Annotated in this window: 24 protein-coding genes; 18 read left to right on the forward strand and 6 right to left on the reverse strand. The window is 64.5% G+C overall.

The features are described from left to right. Nucleotides 1–189: 189 nt before the first annotated feature. Nucleotides 190–585 carry a group II truncated hemoglobin gene (locus QCM77_RS39750; protein WP_280096454.1) on the reverse strand — a complete coding sequence of 132 codons (396 nt, stop codon included), beginning with the start codon at nucleotides 583–585 and terminating at the stop codon, nucleotides 190–192. A gap of 12 nt (nucleotides 586–597) precedes the next feature. Then, nucleotides 598–1,506, reverse strand: a complete 909-nt coding sequence (locus QCM77_RS39755) for a helix-turn-helix transcriptional regulator (protein WP_247443563.1) — start codon at nucleotides 1,504–1,506, stop codon at nucleotides 598–600. 122 nt (nucleotides 1,507–1,628) lie between these two features. Here QCM77_RS39755 and QCM77_RS39760 point away from each other — a divergent pair, with 122 nt between their 5' ends. The 5 genes from QCM77_RS39760 to boxB all read left to right on the forward strand — a co-directional run bounded on the left by QCM77_RS39760 (nucleotide 1,629) and on the right by boxB (nucleotide 7,679). Beyond that, a complete protein-coding gene (locus QCM77_RS39760; protein WP_280096455.1) occupies nucleotides 1,629–3,170 on the forward strand; it encodes a benzoate-CoA ligase family protein in 1,542 nt (513 codons plus the stop codon). Nucleotides 3,171–3,313: 143 nt separating this feature from the next. After that, nucleotides 3,314–4,129 (forward strand): alpha/beta fold hydrolase, encoded by an 816-nt coding sequence (locus tag QCM77_RS39765; RefSeq protein WP_280096456.1) that lies wholly within the window; start codon nucleotides 3,314–3,316, stop codon nucleotides 4,127–4,129. Then, nucleotides 4,126–4,314, forward strand: a complete 189-nt coding sequence (locus QCM77_RS39770; protein WP_280096457.1) for a hypothetical protein — start codon at nucleotides 4,126–4,128, stop codon at nucleotides 4,312–4,314. Before QCM77_RS39765 ends, QCM77_RS39770 begins: the two co-directional genes overlap by 4 nt. Nucleotides 4,315–4,395: 81 nt before the next feature. Continuing rightward, nucleotides 4,396–6,084: a 2,3-epoxybenzoyl-CoA dihydrolase gene (gene boxC, locus QCM77_RS39775; protein WP_279691350.1), complete on the forward strand. Its 1,689-nt coding sequence runs from the start codon at nucleotides 4,396–4,398 to the stop codon at nucleotides 6,082–6,084. A gap of 143 nt (nucleotides 6,085–6,227) precedes the next feature. Further along, the gene (boxB, locus tag QCM77_RS39780) at nucleotides 6,228–7,679 is read left to right on the forward strand and encodes a benzoyl-CoA 2,3-epoxidase subunit BoxB (RefSeq protein ID WP_279667022.1); all 1,452 of its coding nucleotides are present in this window, start codon (nucleotides 6,228–6,230) and stop codon (nucleotides 7,677–7,679) included. Nucleotides 7,680–7,854: 175 nt separating this feature from the next. Here the strand turns inward: boxB and QCM77_RS39785 are convergent, their stop codons facing one another. Continuing rightward, nucleotides 7,855–8,664, reverse strand: coding sequence for an SDR family oxidoreductase (locus QCM77_RS39785; protein ID WP_279691348.1), 810 nt, complete (start codon nucleotides 8,662–8,664; stop codon nucleotides 7,855–7,857). A gap of 220 nt (nucleotides 8,665–8,884) precedes the next feature. Beyond that, entirely contained in the window at nucleotides 8,885–9,943 is a 1,059-nt protein-coding gene (locus tag QCM77_RS39790) for a polysaccharide deacetylase family protein (RefSeq protein WP_280096458.1), read from the reverse strand. Nucleotides 9,944–10,107: 164 nt separating this feature from the next. On the opposite strand from QCM77_RS39790, the gene QCM77_RS39795 reads away from it, so the two are divergent. The 10 genes from QCM77_RS39795 to phoB all read left to right on the forward strand — a co-directional run bounded on the left by QCM77_RS39795 (nucleotide 10,108) and on the right by phoB (nucleotide 20,150). Next, complete coding sequence (locus tag QCM77_RS39795) at nucleotides 10,108–11,502, forward strand: OmpA family protein (protein ID WP_279691346.1); 1,395 nt, start codon at nucleotides 10,108–10,110, stop codon at nucleotides 11,500–11,502. Between the two features lie 2 nt (nucleotides 11,503–11,504). Beyond that, nucleotides 11,505–11,807 (forward strand): hypothetical protein, encoded by a 303-nt coding sequence (locus QCM77_RS39800; protein WP_279667028.1) that lies wholly within the window; start codon nucleotides 11,505–11,507, stop codon nucleotides 11,805–11,807. Between the two features lie 408 nt (nucleotides 11,808–12,215). After that, entirely contained in the window at nucleotides 12,216–13,271 is a 1,056-nt protein-coding gene (locus tag QCM77_RS39805; RefSeq protein WP_279667029.1) for a putative bifunctional lysylphosphatidylglycerol flippase/synthetase, read from the forward strand. A 137-nt stretch (nucleotides 13,272–13,408) separates the two neighbouring features. Continuing rightward, the gene (locus tag QCM77_RS39810) at nucleotides 13,409–14,707 is read left to right on the forward strand and encodes an ATP-binding protein (protein ID WP_280096459.1); all 1,299 of its coding nucleotides are present in this window, start codon (nucleotides 13,409–13,411) and stop codon (nucleotides 14,705–14,707) included. A 144-nt stretch (nucleotides 14,708–14,851) separates the two neighbouring features. After that, nucleotides 14,852–15,865, forward strand: coding sequence for a phosphate ABC transporter substrate-binding protein PstS (pstS, locus tag QCM77_RS39815; RefSeq protein WP_279667031.1), 1,014 nt, complete (start codon nucleotides 14,852–14,854; stop codon nucleotides 15,863–15,865). A 169-nt stretch (nucleotides 15,866–16,034) separates the two neighbouring features. Continuing rightward, nucleotides 16,035–17,024 carry a phosphate ABC transporter permease subunit PstC gene (gene pstC / locus QCM77_RS39820; protein WP_279691399.1) on the forward strand — a complete coding sequence of 330 codons (990 nt, stop codon included), beginning with the start codon at nucleotides 16,035–16,037 and terminating at the stop codon, nucleotides 17,022–17,024. A 4-nt stretch (nucleotides 17,025–17,028) separates the two neighbouring features. Beyond that, complete coding sequence (gene pstA / locus QCM77_RS39825) at nucleotides 17,029–17,874, forward strand: phosphate ABC transporter permease PstA (protein ID WP_279667033.1); 846 nt, start codon at nucleotides 17,029–17,031, stop codon at nucleotides 17,872–17,874. Continuing rightward, complete coding sequence (gene pstB, locus QCM77_RS39830) at nucleotides 17,871–18,692, forward strand: phosphate ABC transporter ATP-binding protein PstB (protein ID WP_279667034.1); 822 nt, start codon at nucleotides 17,871–17,873, stop codon at nucleotides 18,690–18,692. The genes pstA and pstB overlap by 4 nt, the downstream gene beginning before the upstream one ends. A gap of 11 nt (nucleotides 18,693–18,703) precedes the next feature. Continuing rightward, complete coding sequence (gene phoU, locus QCM77_RS39835; RefSeq protein ID WP_279667036.1) at nucleotides 18,704–19,420, forward strand: phosphate signaling complex protein PhoU; 717 nt, start codon at nucleotides 18,704–18,706, stop codon at nucleotides 19,418–19,420. A gap of 22 nt (nucleotides 19,421–19,442) precedes the next feature. Further along, on the forward strand, nucleotides 19,443–20,150 hold the full coding sequence (phoB, locus tag QCM77_RS39840) for a phosphate regulon transcriptional regulator PhoB (protein WP_097661713.1): 708 nt from the start codon (nucleotides 19,443–19,445) through the stop codon (nucleotides 20,148–20,150). Between the two features lie 160 nt (nucleotides 20,151–20,310). Here phoB and QCM77_RS39845 read toward each other — a convergent pair whose 3' ends face one another. Beyond that, a complete protein-coding gene (locus tag QCM77_RS39845; protein ID WP_279667038.1) occupies nucleotides 20,311–20,823 on the reverse strand; it encodes a GcrA family cell cycle regulator in 513 nt (170 codons plus the stop codon). A 455-nt stretch (nucleotides 20,824–21,278) separates the two neighbouring features. Between QCM77_RS39845 and QCM77_RS39850 the strand changes: the two genes are divergently transcribed. The 3 genes from QCM77_RS39850 (at nucleotide 21,279) to QCM77_RS39860 (ending at nucleotide 24,660) form a co-directional block, all read left to right on the forward strand. Next, the gene (locus tag QCM77_RS39850) at nucleotides 21,279–22,481 is read left to right on the forward strand and encodes an aspartate aminotransferase family protein (protein WP_279667040.1); all 1,203 of its coding nucleotides are present in this window, start codon (nucleotides 21,279–21,281) and stop codon (nucleotides 22,479–22,481) included. Then, nucleotides 22,481–23,416 (forward strand): ornithine carbamoyltransferase, encoded by a 936-nt coding sequence (gene argF / locus QCM77_RS39855; RefSeq protein ID WP_280096460.1) that lies wholly within the window; start codon nucleotides 22,481–22,483, stop codon nucleotides 23,414–23,416. The genes QCM77_RS39850 and argF overlap by 1 nt, the downstream gene beginning before the upstream one ends. Before the next feature lie 236 nt (nucleotides 23,417–23,652). Then, nucleotides 23,653–24,660, forward strand: coding sequence for an Hsp33 family molecular chaperone (locus QCM77_RS39860; RefSeq protein WP_279667042.1), 1,008 nt, complete (start codon nucleotides 23,653–23,655; stop codon nucleotides 24,658–24,660). A 905-nt stretch (nucleotides 24,661–25,565) separates the two neighbouring features. Here the strand turns inward: QCM77_RS39860 and apaG are convergent. Continuing rightward, a complete protein-coding gene (gene apaG / locus QCM77_RS39865) occupies nucleotides 25,566–25,970 on the reverse strand; it encodes a Co2+/Mg2+ efflux facilitator ApaG/CorD (protein WP_279667043.1) in 405 nt (134 codons plus the stop codon). Between the last annotated feature and the right edge of the window lie 45 nt (nucleotides 25,971–26,015).

A 26,015-nucleotide genomic window follows, 5' to 3' on the forward strand; every position in this document is an offset into this window, starting at 1 on the left:
TCTTCGGCAAGCTGAAGGAATTCAAACGCATAGCGATGCGATGTGACAAGACAGACGGCAGCTTCGCAGCGATGATCTACCTCGCCACCGCTGTCATCCATTCCAAGTGAATCTCAACAGACCCTAGCGCGGGTGAGCGGAACGAGACCAGGGAACGTCATTGAGACGAGAGCTGGATTCTCGCTCCGCTCACGGCCGGTTGCGCATCCAGTCGGCGAGGCCCGACAGCGCGCGGTCGAGGTCTTCGCGCGCGGCAGCGTCCACGACCGTCTCCTCCAGCGCGCCGCGCATGCAGAGCATCCACGCATCGCGCTCGGCATCGCCGATGGCAAAGCCGGTGTGGCGCTGGCGCAGCCGCGGATGGCCCTTCTCGACCGAGTAGAGTTTTGGGCCGCCGGTCCATTCGGTGAGATAGCGCTTCAGCACGTCCCTGATCAGGCCGAGATCGGCGGCGTGCATGGCGCGGATGATTTTGGCCTCCGGCAGCGTATCCATGCGGTCGTAGAAGTGCTCGACCAGCCGATCGATCGTGGTGCTGCCGCCGATCCGCTCGAACATGGAGATTGCGACGTCGCTGTCGGTCATGGGAGTTCAGACCTACAGCGCCACGCTGCGCAGCCCGAAGCTGCGCGCTTCGTTCTGCAGCACCGGCCGTACCGCGTCGATCAGTCGCGCCGCCGCGGCATCGACCGAAAGTCCCGCCGTGTCCACCACCGCCGTCGCGCGCGCATACAGCGGCTCGCGGCTCAAGAGGATGTTGCGCAACTCCGCCATGGCGGAGCGGTCGTCGGCCATCGGGCGCAAATCGCCCTGGCGGCGGACGCGGGCCATGTGCTCCTCGGGCTCGGCCTTCAGCCAGATCGTGTAGAACGACGACAGGATCTGGTCGAAGGTCAAAGGCTCCGAGACGATGCCGCCGCCGGTCGCCAGCACCATCAGTTCGTTGCGCGCGAGCAGCTGTTGCAGCGCCGCCTGCTCCATGCGGCGAAAGCCTTCCTGGCCGTAGAGCGCGATGATCTCGGCGACCGAGAGGCCGTTCTGCTGCTCGACCTCCTTGTTGAGCTCGACAAAACTCCAGCCGACCTTTTTCGCCAGCATCCTGCCGAGCGTGGATTTGCCGGCGCCGCGCAGGCCGATCAGCGCGATGCCGCAGAACGGCGCGCGCCGCGGCGCGGAGGCGCTGCCGCCGGCGAGCAGGTCCTTGGCTTGCGCGATCTGCGCCGGCGTCGCCTTGCGCAAGAGATCGCGAAACATCTGCCAGTCCGGCGTCGGATCGGCGCTGGGCAGCAGATCTTCCAGATGCGCGCCCATCGCGTCCGAGACGCGGCGCAGCAGCACGATGGAGACATTGCCCTTGCCGCTTTCGAGCTGCGCGATGTAGCGCTCCGAAATCCCTGATACCTTGGCGAGCACTTTGCGCGACATGCCGCGCAGCGCGCGCATGGTGCGCACGCGCTGGCCGAGCTGTTCGAGAAATCGGGATTCGGCGTCGGGACTGTCGGTCATAGTTCTTCTTTAGCGGATGTCCTGCGGCGCGTTTTAATGAAACATAGTGCCTGCTGGCATTGACAGCAAGCCACTGCAGTGTCTTTCTATGAATTATAATTCTAAATTCAGGGGAGAAGTCCGTGAGCGAGGGATCCTATAACGCGGTGACCTGGCTGCTCGACCGGAACGTCGAGGAGGGACGCGGCAACAAGGTGGTGTTCGACGACACCGTCTCCCGGCTTACCTATGGCGAGCTCGCGCGCGAAACGCGGCGCACCGCCAACATGCTGCGCCGGCTCGGCGTCCGCCGCGAAGAGCGCGTGGCCATGATCATGCTGGATACGGTCGATTTCCCCATCGTGTTCCTGGGCGCGATCCGCGCCGGCATCGTGCCGGTGCCGCTGAACACGCTGCTGACATCAGATCAATACGCCTACATCCTCGCCGACTGCCGCGCGCGCGTGCTGTTCGTCTCGGAAGCACTCTATCCCGTGATCAAGGACGTGGTCGGCCGCATGCCGGATCTCGAGCATGTCGTGGTGTCCGGCGCCAAGCTCAACGGCCACAAGCAACTCGCGGAAGAGCTCGCGGGTGAGAGCGATCAGTTCACGACCGCCGCGACACATGCCGACGAGCCGGCATTCTGGCTGTATTCCTCAGGTTCGACCGGCATGCCCAAGGGCGTGCGGCATCTGCATTCGAACCTGCAGGCGACCGCCGAGACTTACGCCAGCCGGGTGCTCGGCATCCGCGAGAACGACGTTTGTCTTTCTGCGGCAAAACTGTTTTTCGCCTACGGTCTCGGCAATGCGCTGACCTTCCCGATGTCGGTCGGCGCCACCGTGGTGCTCAACAGCGAACGGCCGACGCCGGCGCGCATGTTCGACCTGATGAACCGCTACAATCCCTCGATCTTCTACGGCGTGCCGACATTGTTCGCGGCGATGCTCAACGACGAGGCGATGAAGCGCGAGCGCTGCGGCGGCGCCCTGCGCATCTGTACCTCGGCCGGCGAGGCGCTGCCGGAATCCGTCGGCAACAGCTGGAAGGCGCGCTTCAACGTCGACATTCTCGACGGCGTCGGCTCGACCGAGCTGTTGCACATCTTCCTGTCGAATGCGCCCGGCGACATCAAATACGGCTCCTCCGGCAAGCCTGTGCCGGGCTATGCGGTGCGGCTCGTCAACGAGGCCGGCGAGGATGTCGCCGACGGCGAAGTCGGCGAGCTCCTGGTCGATGCGCCTTCCGCGGGCGAGGGCTACTGGAACCAGCGCCACAAGAGCCGCCGCACCTTCGAGGGCCCGTGGACCCGCACCGGCGACAAATATGTCAGGGATGGCGAGGGCCGCTACACTTTCTGCGGCCGCGCCGACGACATGTTCAAGGTCTCCGGCATCTGGGTCTCGCCCTTCGAGGTCGAGAGCGCGCTGATCACGCATCCCGCCGTGCTGGAAGCCGCCGTCGTGCCCGAAGCCGATCCGGAAGGCCTGTTGAAGCCGAAGGCCTTCGTCGTGCTGCGTCCCGGCGCGACGACGACGGACTTGCAGGAGATGCTCAAGGAGCACGTCAAGCAGAAGATCGGCCCGTGGAAATATCCGCGCTGGATCGACGTGGTGGACTCGCTGCCGAAGACCGCGACGGGCAAGATCCAGCGGTTCAAGCTGCGGGACGGGGCAAACTAGAAACAAGCCGTCATGGCCGGGCAAAAGCGCGAAGCGCGTCTTGAGCAAAGTGTCCCGGCCATCCACGCGCGAGCGCGATTGAGGAACGACGTGGATGCCCGGGTCAAGCCCGGGCATGACGACGGAGAAGGACGGACGAAGAAATGACTCTCACTCCCACCGGCTTCCTCAGCATCGGCAATGCCAGCCTCGAATACAAATGGTTGGCGCCGCAAACCGCGGACGCACCGACCATTGTCATGCTGCATGAAGGCCTCGGTTCGGTCGGGCTCTGGGGCGACTTCCCGGAAAAGCTGCAGCAGGCGACCTCCGCCGGCATCTTCGTTTACTCGCGCGCGGGCTACGGCCAGTCGAGCAAGGTCGCGCTGCCGCGGCCGCTGGACTACATGCAGCGCGAGGCGCTGGACGTGCTGCCGAAGGTCCTCGATGCGATCGGCTTCAAGCGTGGCCTGCTGCTCGGCCATTCCGACGGTGCCTCGATTGCGACAATCTATGCCGGGGCACATCAGGATCATCGCCTGAGCGGGCTCGTGTTGATCGCACCGCATTTCATCGTCGAGGACATCTCGGTGAAATCCATCGCCGCGATCAAGACCAGCTTCGAGACCACCGACCTGAAGGCAAAGCTCGCGCGCTGGCACAAGGACGTCGACAACGCCTTCCATGGGTGGAACGGCGCCTGGCTCGACCCGAAATTCCGCGACTGGGATATTTCCGAATCTCTCGCCTATATCCGCGTCCCCGTCATGGTCCTGCAAGGCCTGGACGATCAATATGGCACATTGCGCCAGGTCGAGATCGCGCAGGAAGAGTGCTATTGTCCGGTAGATTTGAAAGTCATTTCAGACGCGGGACATTCCCCGCATCGTGAAGCGCCGGGGGCGACGCTTGACGCGATTGAGCAATTTGCAAAGGCGGCCCTGCGCGACGATCAGGGACTCCAGGGACGCGCCGCATGATGTTGCGGAGGCACATCGATGAATGTGCCTTCGAACGCGAGCGGCCCGCTGCCGTGGCCGCGGTGGCTCATGTGCCGGCGCGCCATCCGGCGCCGCGTTACGGGCTCGCGCTGAACGGCCGCGGCTATTTCCGGGAATCGCAGGAGGTGCAGGGCATGAAACAAAATGCATGTCCGCTCATCTAAGGGGTAGACGCGCCCAAAAAGATGCACTATTGTGCATCTAACGCGACAGCCAAAACGTATAAACAAGCTCAAGGGTGGCCCATGGCCGGGGAAGATCGGCGCCTCGCAGGCGGCGCGACATTCATCGATTTCCAGACCGAACCGTCCCGCTACCGGCACTGGAAGCTCGCGGTCGACGGCGACGTCGCCACCCTGACCATGGACGTCGACGAGAATGGCGGCCTGTTCGAGGGCTATCTGCTCAAGCTCAATTCCTACGATCTCGGCGTCGATATCGAGCTCGCGGACGTGGTCCAGCGCCTGCGGTTCGAGCACCCCGAGGTGAAGGTCGTGGTGATGCGCTCGGCCAAGAACCGCGTGTTCTGCGCCGGCGCCAACATCCGCATGCTCGCGGGCTCGACCCATGCCCACAAGGTCAATTTCTGCAAGTTCACCAACGAGACCCGCAACGGCATGGAAGACTCGTCGGAAAATTCCGGCCAGCGCTTCATCACTGTCGTGAACGGCTCGGCCGCCGGCGGCGGCTATGAGCTCGCGCTCGCCACCGACTACATCATGCTCGCCGACGACGGCGCGTCTGCCGTTGCCTTGCCTGAAGTGCCGCTGCTCGCGGTGCTGCCGGGCACCGGCGGCCTCACGCGCGTGGTCGACAAGCGCAAGGTGCGCCGCGATCACGCCGATTTCTTCTGCACCATCGAGGAAGGCGTGAAGGGCAAGCGCGCCGTGCAATGGCGGCTGGTCGACGAGATCGCGCCGAACAGCAAGCTCGAAGGCAAGGTTGCCGAGCGCGCCAGGGAATTCGCCGACGGCTCGAAGCGCAAGGGCAGCGGCAAGGGCATCGCGCTGACGCCGCTCAAGCGCATCATCGACGCGACCAGCCTGCGCTATGGCTTTGTCACCGTCGACATCGACCGCGCCGCGCGCATCGCCACGATCGCGATCAAGGCGCCGGAGACCGCGCCGCCCGCCGACATCGACGGCATGATGGCGCAGGGGGCTTCGTTCTGGCCGCTCCAGGTCGCGCGCGAGATCGACGATGCCATCCTGCATCTGCGCATCAACGAGCTCGAGATCGCGATGCTGGTGTTCAAGAGCCATGGCGACCGCGCCCATGTGCTTGCCTGCGATGCCTTTCTTGAAACCAACAAGGCGCACTGGCTGGTCAACGAGATCCGCCACTACTGGAAGCGCGTGTTGAAGCGCATCGACGTCACCTCGCGCACGCTGGTGACGCTGGTCGAGCCAGGCTCCTGCTTCGCCGGCACGCTCGCCGAGCTCGTCTTCGCCGCCGACCGCTCCTACATGCTGATCGGCACGCGCCAGGGCGACAATCGTCCGCCGCCGTCGATCGAACTGTCGGCGATGAATTTCGGCCCGTATCCGATGAGCCATGGCCTGACGCGGCTGGAATCGCGTTTCCAGGCCGATCCGTCCGATGTGGAGCGCGCGGAAGCCACGAGGGGTACGGCTCTCGACGCCGAGCAGGCGGAAGAACTCGGCCTCGTCACCTTCGCGCTCGACGACATCGACTGGGACGACGAGGTCCGCGTGTTCCTGGAGGAGCGTGCCAGCTTCTCGCCCGACAGCCTCACCGGCATGGAAGCGAGCCTGCGCTTCGTCGGCCCCGAGACGATGGAATCGAAGATCTTCTCGCGCCTGACCGCGTGGCAGAACTGGATCTTCCAGCGCCCGAACGCGGTCGGCGAGGAAGGCGCGCTGCGCCGCTACGGCAGCGGCCAGAAGCCGAAATTCGATATGACGCGGGTGTAACTCTCGTGTCCCGGGCGCGGCGCAGCACGAAGTGATGCGACGCAGAACCGGGACCCGGACGGACCGGACAATAGGTCCCGGCTCAGCAGTGCAGCACTTCGCGCCGCACTGCATCCGGGACAAGAAATCCAAGGAGCACGGCCATGAACATGAACATCATGAACGTCGACTACTCGACCAAGATTCCGAACAACGTCAATCTGGCCGAAGACCGCCAGGTGCTGAAGGCGCTGGAAGGCTGGCATCCCGGCTACATGGATTGGTGGAAAGACATGGGGCCGGAAGGCTTCCAGGAATCGCTTGTGTACTTGCGCACCGCCTACTCGGTCGATCCGCGCGGCTGGGCCAAGTTCGATTACGTGCGCATGCCCGACTATCGTTGGGGCATCCTGCTTGCGCCGCAGGAAGAGAATCGCGTCGTGCCGTTCGGCGAGCATTTCGGCGAGCCGGCCTGGCAGGAAGTCCCGGGCGAATATCGCGCCATGCTGCGCCGTCTGATCGTGATCCAGGGCGACACCGAGCCTGCCTCGGTCGAGCAGCAGCGCCACCTCGGCAAGACCGCGCCCTCGCTCTACGACATGCGCAATCTGTTTCAGGTCAATGTCGAGGAAGGCCGTCATCTCTGGGCGATGGTGTACCTGCTGCAAAAGTACTTTGGCCGCGACGGACGTGAAGAGGCTGACGATTTGTTGCGCCGCCGCTCGGGCGATGCCGACGCACCGCGCATGCTGGGCGCCTTCAACGAGGCGACGCCGGACTGGCTGTCCTTCTTCATGTTCACCTACTTCACCGACCGCGACGGCAAGATGCAGCTGCACAGCCTCGCGCAGTCGGGCTTCGATCCGTTGTCGCGCACCTGCCGCTTCATGCTGACCGAGGAAGCGCACCACATGTTCGTCGGCGAGACCGGCATCACCCGCGTCGTGCAGCGCACCTGCGATGCGATGCGCGAAGCCGGCATCACCGATCCGACCGACATCGCAAAAGTCCGCGCGCTCGGCGTGATCGACCTGCCGACCATCCAGAAGAAGCTGAACCTGCACTATACGCTGTCGCTTGATCTCTTTGGCTCGGAAGTCTCGACCAACGCGGCGAATGCCTTCAACACCGGCGTCAAGGGTCGCTATCACGAGACCCAGATCGACGACGATCATCAGCTCAAGAACGCGACCTATCCGGTGCTGAAGTTCATCGACGGCGAGATCAAGCTGGTGGACGAGCCGGCGCTGACCGCGCTCAACATGCGCCTGCGCGACGATTACAGCCAGGATTGCGTCAAGGGCATGCTGCGCTGGAACAAGGTGATCTCGACCGCGGGCTACCAGTTTCAGCTCAAGCTGCCCAACGTCGCCTTCCACCGCCACATCGGCGAGTTCAAGGGCATCCATGCGACGCCGGATGGTCTGTTGATCGACGACGCCACCTGGGCCAGGCGCAAGGACGAATGGCTGCCCTCGACCGCCGACGGCGACTTCATCACTTCGCTGATGCAGCCCGTCACCGAGACCGGCGAGTTCGCATCATGGATCTCGCCGCCGAAAGTCGGCATCGACAACAAGCCCGGCGATTTCGAATACGTGAAGATCGAGTCGTGAGTGTCGGGAGCGGCTGCTCTTGCCGCGCAAAAGCTGTCATCATCCGCGAAGGCGGATGATCCAGTATTCCAGAGGCGGCTGTGCTTGAGCCGAGAAGCCGCGGCGTACTGGATGCCCCGGTCAAGCCGGGGCATGACAGTATGGGGTGAGGGGCTGCGTGCTCCGACAACGCCCCTCAACTATCCCACCCGCTCCCCTTGATCCCCGGATTGGCATAAACGATGCCGCCGTCCACCGCGATGGTTGCGCCCACCACATAGTCCCCCGCGCGCGAGGCGAGGTAGATCGCAGCGCCCGCCATGTCCTCGTCGGTGCCGATGCGACCCGCGGGCACGCGCGTCGAGACCTCGTCGCCATGGTCGCGCGCGGCGCGGTTCATGTCGGATTTGAACGGGCCCGGCGCGATTGCGGTGACCACGACATGGTCGCCGATCAGCTTCACGGCCATGCGCCGCGTCAAATGGATCAGCCCCGCCTTGCTCGCCGCATAGGAATAGGTCTCGCCCGGATTGACGAAGATGCCGTCGATCGAGGCGATGTTGATCACCTTCGCCGGCCGCTCTGCCGAGGCCGCCGCGCGCAGCGTGGGCGCCAGCGCCTTGGTCAGGAAGAACGGCGCCTTGACGTTGAGGTTCATCACCTTGTCCCAGCCGCTTTCCGGAAACTCGTCGAACTCCGCGCCCCAGGCCGCGCCGGCATTGTTGACGAGGATGTCGAGTTTTGGCTCGCGCTTGCCGAATTCGCTCGCGAGCAGCTCGGCGCCGGCCAGCGTCGAGATGTCGATCGGCAGCGCGATGCATTCGCCGTCATATTGTGCGGAGAGCTCGTTCGCCGTCGCTTCGCAAGGCCCGGCCTTGCGCGCGGTGATGTAGACCTTCGCCGCACCTGCGCTGAGAAATCCCGCCGCGATCATCTTGCCGATGCCGCGCGAGCCGCCGGTCACCAGTGCGACGCGGCCGTTGAGCGAAAACAGATCTTTGAACATGGTGGCCTCCCTTTGTTTGCGCCGGTTGTGAGCGGGGCCGGAAGGGGAGTCAAGGAAGGCGCTGCATCGTCGTCCTGGCGAAAGCCAGGACCCATTACCCCAGGATTGAATTGCTTGAATGAGCTATGGCCTCAGCGCGTCGCAAAGTGGACAGCGGTGGCAATGGGTCCTGGCTTTCGCCAGGACGACGTCTGAGTTCGGGCAGCGAAGATGGAGAGATTTAAGCCGCCGCAATCCTGCGGAAGCCATTCCACATCGCGGTCGCGGCGCCCGAGGTCAGCACCGGCAGAATCCGCGTGTCCTGGTAATTGCCGTTGAGCGAGACGCGTGGCAGCGCGGTCATGTGGCCGGCGTTTTCGGCGAACAGCATGCCGGGCCGCGTTGTCACCGCGGTCTTGAAGCCGGCGGATGCAGCGAGCGCAAACTCACGCTCGCCCGCGGCCTCGCGGTCGCCATAGGGGTAGGCAAGATGCTGGACATTGCGGCCGAGCGCCTGCTCGATCCGCGCGCGGCTCACGGCCATCTCCTGCGTGGCGATCTCTTCGCTTTGCTTGGCGAGATTGCAATGGCTGATGGTGTGGGCGCCGATCGTGACCAGGGGATCGGCGGCAAATGTCTTCACCTCGTCCCAGGACAGGCAGAGGCTGCGGCACAGCGCGGCGATGTCGACGCCGTACTTCGTGCAGAGCGCCTCGATCTCGCGCTTGAGATCGTGCTCGCCCGGCAGTGCGCGCAACCAGTCGTGCAGCCGGTCGAATGCCGCCTGCTTGGCGGCTGGCGTCGTCGCATCGAGCCGCAGCGCGGCATTGCCGATTGTTACCTCGATCTGCTCGACCCTGGCGATCACGGCCTCCAGCGCCGCCCACCACAGCCGCCCCGTGCCGTCGGCGAAATCGCTGGCGACATAGACCGCCAGAGGCGCGTCAAATTCGCGCAGAACCGGCAGCGCAAAGTCGAGATTGTCACGATAGCCGTCGTCGAGGGTGAAGGCGGCGAAGCGGCGGTCGAACCGGCCCTGCACCAGCCGCTCATGCAGCTCGTCCATGCTGACGATGTCGATCTCGCGCGAGCGCAGGTGGCTCAGGGTGGCGCGCAGGAATTCGGGGGTGACTTCGAGATGTCGGTTCGGCTGGAACGCGGCGTCGCGGGCCGGCCGCACGTGGTGCAGCATGAAAATGGCGCCAACGCCCGACAAAAGCGGGCGCAACAAATGGTGCGCCCCGCTGAAATAGAGTGCTCCCAGCCCGGCGCGGATGACGTTGTTACGGAGTTGTTTCATGACCCGCTGGCGGACTTTGGCATTCCGCCTGCAACTTACGGAAGAACCCTTGAAGAAAAAGTTATTCCAATTGTCGACGCATGGCCCTCGGAAGGGCGTCATTTCCGGTTTGACAGCCCGCCAAGGGTTTGTTTTGTCTCCGGTTCCAGAGTTCGGGTCGTCGAATGCAAAAGCTTTTCAGGTGGGCCAGCAAATGGTGGCCGGGGCTGATCCCCCTGGCCGTCATGTGGGGATTTGCGGCCTGGAATAATACTTTGCCGGTCGAGGCGGACCTTTCCGCCCGGAGTTCGGCCGCCCTCAAGGACACCGTTCTGGACAAGACCCGGATCGCGGTGGACGGCCGCGACGTCAGCCTCGCCGCGGACGCGTTTTCCGAGGAGGGGCGGCGCGACGCTGTTGTGGCGGTCGAGACCGTCCCCGGCGTGCGCCTGGTCGACGACCGGACCCGCCTCGTTCCCGAGGCAAAACCCTTTGTCTGGAACGCCGAACGCGACGTGGTGCGGGTGACGCTGTCAGGCTCCGCGCCCCTGCCGGCGATGAAGGGCCGCCTGACCGAGGCGGCCCGCAAGGAGGTCGGCGGCACCGAGGTGGCCGATCAGATGGGGCTGGCGCGCGGCGCGCCGCCGCGGTTCGAGGCGGCTGCGATGCTGCTGCTCGACCAGATCGGCAAGCTCAAGGACGGCAAGATCACGATAACAGACACCAAGGTCAATCTGTCGGGCATGGCGCGCGACCTCGGCGGCCGCGAAGCGGTCGCGGCGGCGCTCAAGAACCTGCCCGAGGGCTTTTCGATCGCAGCCAACGACGTCAAGGCGCCGCCCTACGTCTTCCAGGCCTACAAGGATCCGGTGGCCGCGACGGTGACGCTGACCGGGTACGTGCCCGACAACAACGCGCACGCGGCGATCGTCACCAGCGCATCGCGGAAATTATTCAACGAAAAGGTCGTCGACAATCTCAAGGCCAGCGTCGGCGCGCCCGGCTCCTTCAACCCCGCCGTGGTCGCAGCGCTCGGCGCGCTGTCGCGACTGTCGACCGGCACGCTCGTCGTGTCGGACCGCGAGGTGAAGCTGTCGGGCGATGCACTCTATGAAGGTGCCGCCAACGACATCCGCGCTGGCCTCGGTAAGGATTTCCCGAAAAACTGGCAGTACAAGCCGGAAATCACGGTGAAACCCGCGGCCGGCCCGGTCGACGGCACCGTGTGCCAGCAATTGTTCTCGGAGCTGCTGGCCAAGGCCAAGATCCGCTTCGGGGCGAAGCGCGCCGACATCGATCCGGATTCCGCCGGCATTCTCGATCATCTGATCGAGACGGCACTGCGATGCCCCACCACCAATATCGACGTCGCTGGGCATACCGATGCCGACGGCGAGGATTCCTTCAACCAGGCGCTCTCGGAGAAGCGCGCGCAGGCGGTGATCGACTATCTGGTCAAGGCCGGCCTGCCCGCCAGCCGCTTCACTGCGGTCGGCTACGGCAGCACGCAGCCCGTCGCCGGCAATGACACCGAAGACGCCAAGGCGCAGAACCGCCGCATCGAATTTCTGGTGAGGTGACGATGCCCTATCTCGTCTCGTTCCATCTGGGTTGGCTGATCGGCTCGCTGCTGCTCGGTTTTTGCATGGGCTGGATCTCGGTGGTCCAGCGCGGCAACGGCACCTCGAAAGTGACTGCGCGCTGGCTCGCCGTGCTTGCTGCCGCCCTGGTCGGGGCCTCGTTGGCGCATGTGGTCCCCGGCCGCTTCGGCTACTGGCTCGACCTCGCCCTGATCATGTTCGCCTGCTACCTCGTCGGCTGCACCATCGGCGCCTGGCTGCGCGACCGGGTGGTCTCGCGCACCGCGCCGCCTGCTGCTCTGTGATGTTGCCGTGCACCCTGACCGCGGGAGTCAGGAAGCGCTCCGGTCACCCCTCTTTCAACAGGCGGTTGCGGCCCATAGATTGACGTCAGCTTAAGCCGTGACGGAACATTGAGCGGTCGAAATCATCAAAACTTCATGGCGACTGCGCAGGATTGCCATGGAGATTCGCGTCAGTCTTGCCGCCGAAAGCGCCAAACCGTGCATCAGGAGCCCGCAACCCTGCCTAAAATATTGAAGGCACGAGCTTTTGTTCGAATTGCCGAATTCCACTCCGCGCGGAAACGCGCTAGTGGAGGGATAGCGGGCATGCGCGATGCCGGGGCCGACAGCGAGGGTTGGTTGGGTGTCTGCGTGTCGTCCGCCTGTTCGCCGGCCACCCTGGCCGCTGAAGCATTGTTCGAGGTTTAGATGCTGGAAGCCATACGCAGAGCGATGTCGTTTCTGCGCCAGAAGCAAATCCTGCATAAGCTTGGAGTTGTGATCAGCGTCGCGGTCATCGGCATCGCTTGCTATGTGCTCTACCACATGCTGCGCGGCATCGATGTCAATGAGGTCCTCGAAGCGATCAAGAGCACCGAGCCGAGCCAGATTGCGATGGCGGCGCTGTTCGTCGCCGCGGGCTATTTCACGCTGACCTTCTACGACCTGTTCGCCGTGCGCGCGATCGGCCACGCCCACGTGCCCTATCGCGTCAACGCGCTCGCGGCCTTCACCAGCTATTCGATCGGCCACAACGTCGGCGCCAGCGTGTTCACCGGCGGTGCGGTGCGCTACCGCATCTATTCGGCCTACGGCCTGAACGCGATCGACGTCGCAAAAATCTGTTTCCTCGCCGGCCTGACCTTCTGGCTCGGCAATGCCGCCGTGCTGGGCCTCGGCATCTCCTATCATCCGGAGGCCGCTGCCTCGATCGACATGCTTCCGCCCTGGCTGAACCGGACGCTGGCGATGATGATCATCGTCGGGCTGGTTGCCTATGTGGTCTGGGTCTGGACCCAGCCGCGGATGGTCGGCCGCGGGCCCTGGACCGTGATGCTGCCGGGCGGCCCGCTGACGCTGCTCCAGATCGCGATCGGCATCATCGATCTCGGCTTCTGCGCGCTCGCGATGTACGTGCTGGTTCCGGACGAGCCCAATCTCGGCTTCGTGGTGGTCGCGGTGATCTTCGTCTCGGCTACCCTGCTCGGCTTTGCCAGCCATTCGCCCGGGGGGCTTGGCGTGTTCGACGCCGCCATGCTGGTCGGCCTCTGGCAGATGGACCGCGAGGAACTGCTGGGCGGGATGCTGCTGTTCCGCGTCCTCTATTATCTGTCCCCCTTCGTCATATCTGTAATCTTGCTGACGTTTCGCGAAGTTATAATCGGCGCACGATCGAAACGCTTGCAGCAGGCCGCGCTCAAGCTCGACCCCGGCCCGGCGCATGAAGCCGCCTATGTGAGAGAGCGCAGCGACAGCGGCGCCTGACCGGCGCAAGTCTTGAGTCTCAAGCCTTGAGTCCGCAAGTCTTGAGTCCGCAAGTCTTGAGTCCGCAAGTCTTGAGTCCGCAAGTCTTGAGTCCGCAAGTCTTGCGTCTAAGAGTCCCCCAGGAGAAGCCCGCCCCGATGGCGATCGACGCCCCATCTTCTCCCTCCTCCCAGCCCTGGTCCGACCGGCTGCGGCACTCGACCGTCATCCTGATCGCCGCGGCGCTCGCGCTGTCGGTGGTGGTCTCGCTGGGCGAATTGTCGGCGCTGCATGCGATTGCGGTGTTCCTCTGCATCGCGGCCGCAGCGCTGATCCCGTGGCGCCTGCACGATACCGCCGCCTCGCGCGAAGACACCGGCCGCGTCAACCCGGTCGAGAGCGCGGCGGTGGCCGCGGTCGTCGCCGGCATGCCCGATCCTGCGGTGCTGCTCGACCGCGCCGGCCGCGTCATCCATCTCAACGCCGCGGCCGCCCAGCTCGCGCCGGCGCTGCGCAGGAACGAGCTCGCCCAGTTCGCACTGCGCTCGCCGGAGATCATCACCGCACTGCGCGAGTCGATCGCGACCACCGAGCCGCGGCGCGCGACCTATCTCGACCATGTCCCGGTCGATCGCTGGATGGAGCTGACCATCACGCCGGTGCCGGTGCCGACCACCTTCGGCGGCGCCGACAAATGCATGCTGATGACCTTCCACGACCAGACGCCGCTGCGCCGGGTCGAGGAAATGCGCGCCGATTTCGTCGCCAATGCCAGCCACGAATTGCGCACGCCGCTGGCCGCGCTGTCCGGCTTCATCGACACGCTCCAGGGCCAGGCCAAGGACGATCCCAAGGCGCGCGAGCGCTTCCTTGGCATCATGCACAACCAGGCCACCCGCATGGCGCGCCTGATCGACGATCTGCTGTCGCTGTCGCGGGTAGAACTGTCGGCCCATGTGCGGCCCGACACTCTGGTCGACCTCTTGCCGATCATCTTCCAGGTCGCCGACGGGCTCGAGCCGCTGGCGCGGGAACGCCAGGTCGAGGTCGAGACCCATCTGCCGGAGGCGCCGGTGATGATCGCGGGCGACCGCGAGGAGCTGCTTCGCCTGTTCGAGAATTTGATCGAGAACGCGCTCAAATACGGCGCCTCGGGTGGACGCGTCATCGTGTCGATGACATCCGGTCCTGCCATTGATGGAACTCAGGAAATCCGGGTCATGGTGCGGGATTTCGGCCCCGGCATCGCGCCGGAGCATTTGCCGCGGCTGACCGAGCGTTTCTACCGGGTCGATGTCGGCGACAGCCGCTCGCAGGGCGGCACCGGCCTCGGATTATCGCTGGTGAAACATATTCTTAACCGCCATCGCGGCCGGCTTTTGATCGAAAGCGTGCCCAAACAGGGCGCCACTTTCACCGCGTGTTTTCCCCAGGGCAAGCCTGCGGCGCTGAGCTAAATTTACAGCAAGTTCAGCCGCTTAAGCCTGTCATTCGACTGTCACGAAACCTTCGTAAAAGCTCAGCTGTCCGCTCCTAAAGGGGCGGCACGGGGAGCGCGATCGGGCGCTGATGGCGCTTCGCTCCCCTGTATGGAGACCAGCATGAATTTCCTCAAAACGATCGTCGCTGCTGGCTTGGTCGCCGCATCGACGACGGCAGCCTTTGCTGCCGACATCACCGGCGCCGGTGCGACGTTCCCGTTCCCGATCTATTCCAAATGGGCGGACGCCTACAAGAAGGAGACCGGCAACGGTCTGAACTACCAGTCGATCGGTTCCGGCGGCGGCATCAAGCAGATCCAGGCCAAGACCGTGACCTTCGGCGCCAGCGACGCGCCGCTCAAGGCCGAGCAGCTCGAGAAGGACGGCCTCGTCCAGTGGCCGATGGTGATGGGCGCCATCGTTCCCGTCGTCAACATCGAGGGCGTGAAGCCCGGTGAGATGGTGTTCGACGGCGAAACCCTCGCCAGCATCTATCTCGGCAAGATCACCAAGTGGGACGACGCCGCGATCAAGAAGCTCAACCCGAACGTGAAGCTGCCGTCGGAGGCGATCACCGTGGTCCGCCGTTCGGACGGTTCGGGCACCACCTTCAACTTCACCAACTACCTCGCCAAGGCCAGCGCTGACTGGAAGAGCAAGGTCGGCGAGGGCACCGCGGTCGAATGGCCGGTCGGCGTCGGCGCCAAGGGCAACGAAGGCGTGTCGGGCAACATCAGCCAGACCAAGAACTCGATCGGTTACGTCGAGTACGCCTATGCCAAGCAGAACAAGCTGACCTACACCGGTCTCGTCAACAAGGCCGGCAAGCCGGTGCAGCCCACCGTCGAAGCCTTCCAGGCGGCCGCCTCCAACGCCGACTGGGCCAAGGCGCCCGGCTACTACGTCATCCTGACCGACCAGCCCGGCGAGAAGTCCTGGCCGATCACGGCGGCGACCTTCATCCTCATGCACAAGGACGCCACCGACAAGGCGGCCTCGCAGGAAGCCATCAAGTTCTTCCGCTGGGCCTTCAAGAACGGCGGCAAGGCGGCTGAAGAGCTCGACTACATCCCGATGCCCGAGGGCGTCGTGACCCTGGTCGAGAAGACCTGGGCTGCCGAGATCAAGAGCTAAGCGCTGTTGTCCCGGGCACCGCGCCGGGCTCTCAAAAGACGTCCGCCCCGGATCGGCATCGCGCCGCATCCGGGGCGCAAGACCGACAACAAGACCAATCACAAGATCTAGAAAATAAGACCTGCGACAAGCATACATTAAACGGGTACAGGGGATCGGCGTGGCAGAGATGGCCGTTCAGAGCGATGTAATCGACGACGCCGGACCGTATGATCGCGCCAAGGCCTTGAGCGCGTTCAAGCTCGGCGACGTCACCTTCTACTGGATCACGCGGCTCTCCGCGATCTCGGTGCTTCTGATCCTCGGCGGCATCATCATTTCGCTGATCGTCGGCGCCTTTCCGGCGATGAAGGAATACGGCCTCTCGTTCCTGTGGACGCAGCGCTGGGCGCCGTCCGCCGATCCGCCGGTGCTCGGCGCGCTCGGGCCGATGTACGGCACGCTCGTCACCTCCTTCATCGCGATGCTGATCGCGATTCCCGTGGGTCTCGGCATTGCGATCTTCCTGACCGAGCTGTGCCCGCAATGGCTGCGCCGCCCGATCGGCATGGCGATCGAGCTGCTCGCCGGCATCCCCTCGATCATCTACGGCATGTGGGGCTTCTTCGTGCTCGGCCCGTTCCTGGCCAACACGTTCCAGCCCTTCATGATCAAGATCTTCGACGGCGTCCCCGTGCTCGGCGCGATCTTCGCAGGTCCCCCGTCCTATCTCAGCCTGTTCAATGCCGCGCTGATCCTTGCCATCATGGTGCTGCCCTTCATCACCTCGATCTCGGTCGACGTGTTCAAGACGGTGCCTCCGGTCCTGAAGGAAGCCGCCTACGGCGTCGGCTGCACCACCTGGGAAGTCGTCCGCAGCGTCGTGATCCCCTACACCCGCGTCGGTGTCATCGGCGGCGTCATGCTGGCGCTGGGCCGCGCGCTCGGCGAGACCATGGCGGTGACCTTCATCATCGGCAACTCGTTCCGGATTTCGGGCTCGATCTTCGCCCCGGGTACCACGATCTCGGCGGCGATCGCATCCGAGTTCGCCGAGAGCGACGGCCTGCACCAGTCCGGCCTGATCCTGCTCGGCCTCCTGCTGTTCGTGCTGACGTTCTTCGTGCTCGCAGCGGCGCGGCTGATGCTGATGCGGCTGGAAAAGAAGGCGGGGAACTGACGCTATGAACCCGATCTATTCACGCCGCCGCCGCAAGGACATCGTGGTCCGCGGGCTCTGCATGGCCGCAACCGCCTTCGGCGTCACCTGGCTCGCGCTGATTCTGATCACGCTGCTCTACAACGGACTTGCGGGACTCAATGTCCAGCTGTTCACCGAGAACACGCCGCCACCCGGATCGAACGAGGGCGGTCTGCTCAATGCCATCGTCGGCTCGCTGATCATGACCGTGATCGGCGTCGGCATCGGCGCGCCGCTCGGCATGTTCGCCGGCACCTATCTCGCCGAATACGGCCGCAACGACAAGCTGACCTCGGTGATCCGCTTCATCAACGACATCCTGCTCTCGGCGCCCTCGATCATCATCGGCCTGTTCATCTACGGCGCGGTGGTGGTGCCGATGCGCGGCTTCTCCGCGATCGCCGGCAGCCTCGCGCTCGCCGTGATCGTGATCCCGGTGGTGCTGCGCACGACCGAGGACATGCTGCTCTTGGTGCCGAACGCGCTGCGTGAGGCGGCCTCGGCGCTCGGCCTGCCGCGTTCGCTGGTGATCAAGCGGATTGCTTATCGGTCTGCCCGTTCCGGCCTCATCACCGGCGTGCTGCTCGCGACCGCTCGCGTCGCCGGTGAAACCGCGCCGCTGCTGTTCACCGCGCTGTCGAACCAGTTCTTCAGCCTCGGCCTGAACAAGACGATGGCGAACCTGCCGGTCACCATCAACAACTTCGTGCAGAGCCCCTATGCCTACTGGAAGCAGCTGGCCTGGAGCGGGGCGCTGCTCATCACCCTGACCGTTCTTGCCCTTAATATTGGCGCGCGCATTCTGGGCGCCGAGAGGACCGCAAAATGAGTGATCTTTCCGTATCGATGAGCGCGGCGGGTGGACTGCCCCACGCGCCGATGCTGCCCGAGGCGCCCCCCAAGGTGACCGTCCGCAACCTGAACTTCTATTACGGCGAGCACCATGCGCTGAAGAACATCAACCTGACGCTCGGCGCCAACCGCGTCACGGCGTTCATCGGCCCGTCGGGCTGCGGCAAGTCGACCCTGCTGCGCATCTTCAACCGGATGTACGACCTCTATCCCGGCCAGCGCGCCACCGGTCAGCTCATGCTCGACCAGACCAACATCCTCGACGGCAAGCTGGACCTCAACCTGCTGCGCGCCCGCGTCGGCATGGTGTTCCAGAAGCCGACGCCGTTCCCGATGACGATCTACGAGAACATCGCCTTCGGTATCCGCCTCTACGAGAAGATCTCGAAGTCCGAGATGGACGGCCGGGTCGAGAAGGCGCTGCGCGGCGGCGCGCTGTGGAACGAGGTCAAGGACAAGCTCAACGCCTCCGGCCTGTCGCTCTCCGGCGGCCAGCAGCAGCGCCTCTGCATCGCCCGCACCGTCGCGGTACGGCCCGAGGTCATCCTGTTCGACGAGCCCTGCTCGGCGCTCGACCCGATCTCGACCGCCAAGGTCGAGGAACTGATCCAGGAGCTGTCCGAGGACTACACGATCGCGATCGTCACCCACAACATGCAGCAGGCGGCGCGCGTCTCGGACAAGACCGCCTTCATGTATCTCGGCGAGCTGATCGAGTTCGACGACACCAGCAAGATCTTCACGTCGCCGACCGACCGGCGCACGCAGGATTACATCACCGGACGGTTCGGCTGAGGAGACGGAACATGGGTTCTGAACATACCGCAAAGGCCTTCGATACCGACCTCCAGGAACTCACCCGCCTGGTCGCCGAGATGGGCGGCATCGCCGAACGCATGATCGTCGATTCCGTCGACGCGCTGATCCGTCGCGACATCCCGCTCGGCCAGCGCGTCGTCACCATCGATGCCGAGCTCGACGCGCTGCAGAAGCGCATCGAGGAGCGCGCCGTGCTCACCATCGCCCGCCGTCAGCCGATGGCGATCGATCTGCGCGAGATCGTCGGCGCCATGCGCGTCGCGACCGATCTCGAGCGCATCGGCGACCTCGCCAAGAACATGGGCAAGCGCGTCGCGGCGCTGGAGACGGACTTCCATCCGCTCAAGCTGTTCCGCGGCCTCGAGCACATGACCGACCTCGTGCAGCAGCAGGTCAAGTCGGTGCTGGACGCCTATGCCGCGCATGATTTGCCGGCGGCGATGGCGGTGTGGAAGGGCGACGAGGAAGTCGACGCCATCTGCACCTCGCTGTTCCGCGAGCTCCTCACCTACATGATGGAGGATCCGCGCAACATCTCGTTCTGCATCCACCTGATGTTCTGCGCCAAGAACATCGAGCGGATCGGCGACCACGCCACCAACGTCGCCGAGACCGTGTTCTACATGATCGAGGGCCAGGCGATGACCGACAAGCGGCCGAAGGGCGACATGACGACCTTCGCCACCACGGTACCGAATACTTGAAGACTTAAGGAGCGACGACCCGATGGGCGCACGCATTATGGTGGTTGAGGACGAGGAAGCCCTGACCGAGCTTCTCCGCTACAACCTCGAAGGCGACGGCTATGACGTCGAGACGGTGATGCGCGGCGACGACGCCGACACCCGCCTCAAGGAGCACATCCCCGATCTGATCGTGCTCGACTGGATGCTGCCGGGGCTATCCGGCATCGAATTGTGCCGGCGGCTGCGCACCCGTCCCGAGACCAAGCAGCTCCCGATCATCATGCTCACCGCGCGCGGCGAGGAGAGCGAGCGGGTGCGGGGTCTTGCGACCGGCGCCGACGATTACATCGTCAAGCCGTTCTCGGTCCCGGAATTGCTGGCGCGCGTAAAAGGCCTGCTGCGGCGCGCAAGCCCCGAGCGGCTCGCCACCGTGCTCGCCTTTGGCGACATCGAGCTCGACCGCGACAAGCGCCGCGTGGCACGCTCGGGCCGGCCGATCGATCTCGGCCCGACCGAATATCGCCTGCTTGAGTTCTTCCTGGAGCATCCGGGGCGGGTGTTCTCGCGCGAGCAATTGCTCGACAGCGTCTGGGGCCGCGACATCTATATCGATGAGCGCACCGTCGATGTTCACATCGGCCGCCTGCGCAAGCTGCTCAATCTCGGCCGCGAGCAGGACCCGATCCGCACCGTCCGCGGTGCCGGCTACGCGCTGGACGATCGCTTTGCGAAGGCGGAGCAGGCGTAGGGGATTTGCGGTGTGATGTTGGCAGACGTGATCTAGCCGGCTGCCGCCACAATCTCCGATGTCGTCCCGGCCTAGTGCGCACTTGCGCACTAGGCCGGGACGACATTGAGTATTTTTGAGCCGTCATCGCGTCACGGCTCGATCCTGAAATCGAAACTACTTACCGCGGCCCCGGCTTCACCGGTGCACGCCGCCGATCCGATGCCGGCTGATACGCGACCCGCGAGTGCTGGGCGCAGTAGGGCAGGCCGGAGAGCGCCTTGCCGCCGCAGAAGAAGAAATCCGGGCTCGAGGGATCGCCGACCGGCCAGTGGCAGGTCGCCTCGTTCAATTCCAGCAGCGACAGCCGCTGGCTCATCGGCACCACGTTGTCGTAGGTGACCGGTTCGGCCTCCACCTCGACTTCGAAGGCCTGTGCCAGCGCGGTGTTGCCGCGCGAGATCGGGCGGGTCACCCGCATCATGTGCTGCGCGGGACGCGCCTTGCGCGGCCGCGGCGCTGCCGATGAAGGGCTCTTGGCGCGGCCCGACAGGCCGAGCCTGTGCACTTTGCCGATCACGGCATTGCGGGTCACATTGCCGAGCTCAGCCGCGATCTGGCTGGCCGAAAGTCCGGCCTCCCAGAGCTTTTTTAGCTGCTCGACGCGATCATCGGACCAGGTCAAAACCGTCATTGCACCCTTTCCCTCGCTGCGGGCCAGCCATCCTGGGGCCTCGCAGCGAATGCCTAAGCCTTTAAAAACCCGTGCCGCCAGAATCCCTTAAGGCTCGCCGGGCGCGACTAGAACGCCCGAACGTTTACGCCGGTACATGAGGACTTAGAGATCAGAACCACTGCACGAGATGTCGTATCTGACAATCCAAACGCTACAATATGGCGTGACTCCCGCGCAAGAGTCCGCCGACTCGCTTCCACATGTTCCGTGGTGAAAACCCGCAAAATCGGCACCGCAAGACTACGGATTCAGCGTTTCGCGAGGCTTTCCGGGCGGCATTGACACCCGTTTCACCAGGCCTAAGATACTCATGCGTGCCGCCCTGAAGAGGCGGCACGTTTCGTTTTCCGGGCCGGTCAATGGTGCGTCGCCCAATGCACGCTCACACCGTCCGCAACATTCAAGTGACCGCCATGACCAACAGCGCAGCGCCGCATTTGCTCCCCGTTTTTGCCAGGTCCGACCTCGGTTTCGAGCGTGGCGAAGGCTGCTGGCTGATCGCGACCAATGGCGAGCGCTATCTCGATTTCACCTCGGGCGTCGCGGTCAACGCGCTCGGCCATGCCCATCCTGCGCTGGTCACGGCGTTGCAGGAGCAGGCCACGAAGCTCTGGCACATGTCGAACCTGTTCCAGAGCCCGGACGGCGAGAAGCTCGCGAACCGCCTCTGCAACGAGAGTTTTGCGGACTTCGTGTTCTTCTGCAATTCCGGCGCCGAAGCGCTGGAATGCGTGATCAAGGTGGTGCGCCGTTATCACGCGATGAAGGGCCATCCGGACCGCTATCGCATGATCACCTTCGAAGGCGCCTTCCATGGCCGCACGCTGGCGACGCTGGCTGCGACCGGTTCGGCCAAATATCTCGAAGGTTTCGGCCCTCCCATGGAGGGCTTCGACCAGGTTCCGCATGGCGATCTCGACGCGGTGAAAAAGGCGATTGGTCCGCAGACCGCCGGCATCCTGATCGAGCCGATCCAGGGTGAGGGTGGCGTGCGTTCGGCAACGCCCGCGTTCCTCAAGGCGTTGCGCCAGCTCTGCGATGAGAAGGGCCTGTTGCTCGCCTTCGACGAGGTGCAGACCGGCATGGGCCGCACCGGCGATCTGTTCGCGCACCGCCGCCTCGGCGTCGAACCCGACGTGATGTCGCTGGCCAAGGCGCTCGGCGGCGGCTTCCCGATCGGCGCCTGCCTTGCGACCGCGGAAGCGGCGTCCGGCATGACGCCGGGCTCGCACGGCTCGACCTTCGGCGGCAATCCGCTCGCGATCTCCGCTGCGAACGCCGTGCTCGACGTCATGCTCAAGCCCGGCTTCTTCGACCACGTGCAGAGGATGTCGCTGCTGCTCAAGCAGAAGCTCGCCTCCGTGATCGACCGTCATGGCGATGTCGTCAGCGAAGTGCGCGGCGAGGGTCTCCTGATCGGCATCAAGGCCGTGGTGCCTTCCGGCGATCTCGTTGCCGCGTTGCGCGACGAAAAACTGCTTACCGTCGGCGCCGGCGACAATGTCGTGCGTTTCCTGCCGCCCCTGATCGTCACCGAAGCCGAGATCGAGGACAGCGTCGGGCGGCTCGAGCGCGCCTGCACCGCATTGTCCGGCAACAAGCGGGCGGCAAGCTGATGAGCAAGTCGCCCGATAAAGCGCCGAAGCACTTCCTCGATATCAACGAGCTGCCGCTGTCGGAGCTCAAGAGCATGCTCGCCGCGTCGTCGGCGATGAAGGCGAAGCAGAAGGCGCATCAGCCGGTCAGGCCGCTCGAAGGCAAGACGCTGGCGATGATCTTCGAGCGCCCCTCGACGCGGACGCGGGTGTCGTTCGATGTCGCCATGCGCCAGCTCGGTGGCGAACCGATCATGCTCACCGGTGCCGAGATGCAGCTCGGCCGCGGCGAGACTATCGCCGACACCGCGCGCGTGCTGTCGCGCTATGTCGACGCCATCATGATCCGCATCCTCAATCACGATGCCCTGCTGGAGCTCGCGGCGAACGCCACCGTGCCCGTCATCAACGGCCTGACGCGGCGCTCGCATCCCTGCCAGGTGATGGCCGACCTCATGACCTACGAGGAACATCGCGGCCCGATCGAGGGCAAGACGGTGGCCTGGACCGGCGACGACAACAACGTGCTCGCGTCCTGGGCGCACGCCGCCGAGCGCTTCAAGTTCCAGCTCAATGTCGCGACGCCTCCGGAGCTCGCGCCGAAAAAGGCGATGCGCGACTTCATCAAGGCGACCGGCGCGCCGATCATGCTCGGCACGGATGCCGAAGCCGCCGTGCGCGGCGCCGATTGTGTCGTGACCGACACCTGGGTGTCGATGGGCGACAAGGAAGGCGAGCACCGCCATAACGTGCTCAAGCCCTATCAGGTCAATGCCCAGCTGATGTCGCTGGCCAAGCCCGATGCGCTGTTCATGCACTGCCTGCCCGCCCATCGCGGCGAGGAGGTCACCGACGAGGTGATCGACGGCCCGCAATCCGTCGTGTTCGACGAGGCCGAAAACCGCCTGCACGCGCAGAAGGGCATTCTGGCCTGGTGCTTTGACGCGGTGAAGTAGGTAGGCGCGGTTGACGACCGTCGTCCTGGCGAAAGCCAGGACCCATTACCACCGGCTTTCGTTTGGCGAAGATTGGCAATTGTCATCTCGTGCCAAATCTCGCAGTCGGGGTTATGGGTCCTGGCTTTCGCCAGGACGACACCGAAGTTGCCGTATCGTTGTGCAACCAAAGCTGCGTTCCGTAGCGTTGCCCGCGCCCCCTTCCATTTCCGCCTTCCGACCCCAGATAAAGCGCCATGGTTTCCCAATCCCCTGTCATGAAAACCGGGCCCGAAGGCCCGGTTCGCGCGCCATCCGCGGTTCCCGTCGATGACGCCGTGCTGCCCTACGAGGTCGACGCGCTCGATGTGCGCGGTCGCCTGGTGCGGCTTGGTCCGGCGCTCGACGAGATCCTGACCAAGCACGATTATCCAGCGCCGGTCGGCAAGCTGCTTGGCGAGGCCATTGTGCTGACCACGCTGCTCGGCTCGGCGCTGAAGTTCGAAGGCCGCTTCATCCTCCAGGCCCAGACCGACGGTCCGGTGTCGTTCCTGGTCGTGGACTATCAGGCGCCGGATCGCCTGCGGGCCTATGCCCGCTACGACGCCGCGCGCCTTGGCGAGGCAAAAGATTCCGGCGCGCTGCTGGGCCACGGTCATCTCGCCATGACCATCGACCAGGGCCCCGACATGAGCCGCTACCAGGGCCTGGTCGCGCTCGACGGCGGCAAGCTGGAAGACGCCGCTCACGAATATTTCCTGCGCTCCGAGCAGATCCCGACGCGCGTGCGTCTCGCCGTCGGCGAGGAGTGGCGTTCGAACGACGGCGGCAAGCATCGCTGGCGCGCCGGCGGCATGCTGATGCAGTTCCTGCCGAAGGCGCCGGAGCGCGCGCGGCAGGCCGATCTGCATCCCGGCGATGCACCCGAAGGCGTCGAAGCGCACAGCGTCGCTGAAGACGATGCCTGGGTCGAGGCGCGCTCGCTGATCGAAACCGTCGAAGACGTCGAGCTGATCGATCCCGAGCTCTCCGGCGAGCGGCTGCTCTACCGCCTGTTCCACGAACGCGGCGTGCGCGTGTTCAATCCGCTGGTCCTCAAGGCGCAATGCTCCTGCTCGCGCGATGCGGTCGCATCGATGCTGAAGAGTTTTTCGCCCGACGACCGCGCCGCGATGGTCAAGGACGACAAGGTCGTCGTGACCTGCGAGTTCTGCAGCTCGGTGTACGATTTCTCGCCGCACGAGGCAGGCGTCGAAGACGCTTGAGGCGTTAGCCCGTCTACGGGACCTTGCTGTGTCGCCCCTCTGTCAACCTCGTTGCGCGAAAATATTCCACTTTACCGAAATTCGGAAATGGCGTATGTGTCGCCCATCCCGGCTCATCCTTGAGGGGCGATCTTGTGGTCGTCATTTTCGCGAGCCGGGCTTGCGGTGGACGCGGCAGCGTTCGGGTGCGAGAGGTCTGGGGCAGGGCGGATTGCTCTCCGTGAGCCCAAAACTTCGTGCTGGATGAGCGGCGCTGTCAGGTTCGTCTCGCCATCAGGTCGGCGGCAACGTGCACAACGTCGTCGAAACCGATGGTGAGCAGCGAGCCGTGCGTACGGCAAAACCGTGTGGTCCTGGCCGTCGTTGCTACGGTCAAGCCTTTGCGGATGCGGCATTCGCGTCAACCGGCGCGATGTCCGCGACTTCTGTGAGGGCGAGGGAGGCCAAAAGGAACTCGGCTCCCGGGAGAGCACGGCATAAGCCGTAAAGCCACTGCGCAGGGAAGGCCGAGTGATTTGGCTACACCTGTATGCTGCTGTGCGGTTCTTTTGCGCTACATTTTCGCGCAGCGGACCGCGGGTGCCAGCCGGCACCCGGCCTTCCCTGTGCCCTCTTGGACAAGAGGGTGGATCGACGAAGCAAAACTCGGGCGAAACGCGCCGCGAGGATGCGGAGGTGTGTCTGGGATTCAATGCGGGTCGGACCAGTGGAGCTGCCGCCTCATACACGGTGTCATCGTCCGACTTGATCGGGCGATCCAGTACTCCGAGACGGTTATGATTGAGTCGAGAGGCTGCGGCGTACTGGATTCCCCGCCTGCCGCCTACGCTAAAAGCTTCGGCGCCCCTGGAGCTCAACCTCGGCGAAGCCTTGGCGTAGCCGGGTCGCGGGGAAGGACATTGAGGCTAATTCAACACCCGCTTGTTGTCGGGGCTGTCCAGCGAGAACGTCGGCACGTCGATCTCGAAGCGTTCGCCGCTTGCGCTGACCATCTGGTAGCGGCCGGTCATGAAGCCCGAGGCGGTCGTGAGCGGCACGCCGGAGGTGTATTCGAAGCGTTCGCCGGGGGCGAGCGTCGGCTGCTCGCCGACCACGCCCTCGCCCTTCACCTCCTGCTGCCGGCCGGTGGCGTCGGTGATGATCCAGTGCCGCGTCTTGAGCTGCACGGTCTCGTCGCCGGAATTGACGATGACGATGGTGTAGGCCCAGAAATAGCGCGAGCGGTCGGCCGACGACTGCTCCGGAACAAAGTTCGGCTCGACGGTCACTTCGATATGGCGGGTCACGGCGCGGTACATGATTGCCATCATACCGAAAACTGCTCGGGAACCAAACGCCGGAGGTGGTCCTGGCGA

The sequence above is a fragment of the Bradyrhizobium nivariense genome (assembly GCF_029846695.2).
In the GTDB taxonomy this organism is placed as follows: domain Bacteria; phylum Pseudomonadota; class Alphaproteobacteria; order Rhizobiales; family Xanthobacteraceae; genus Bradyrhizobium.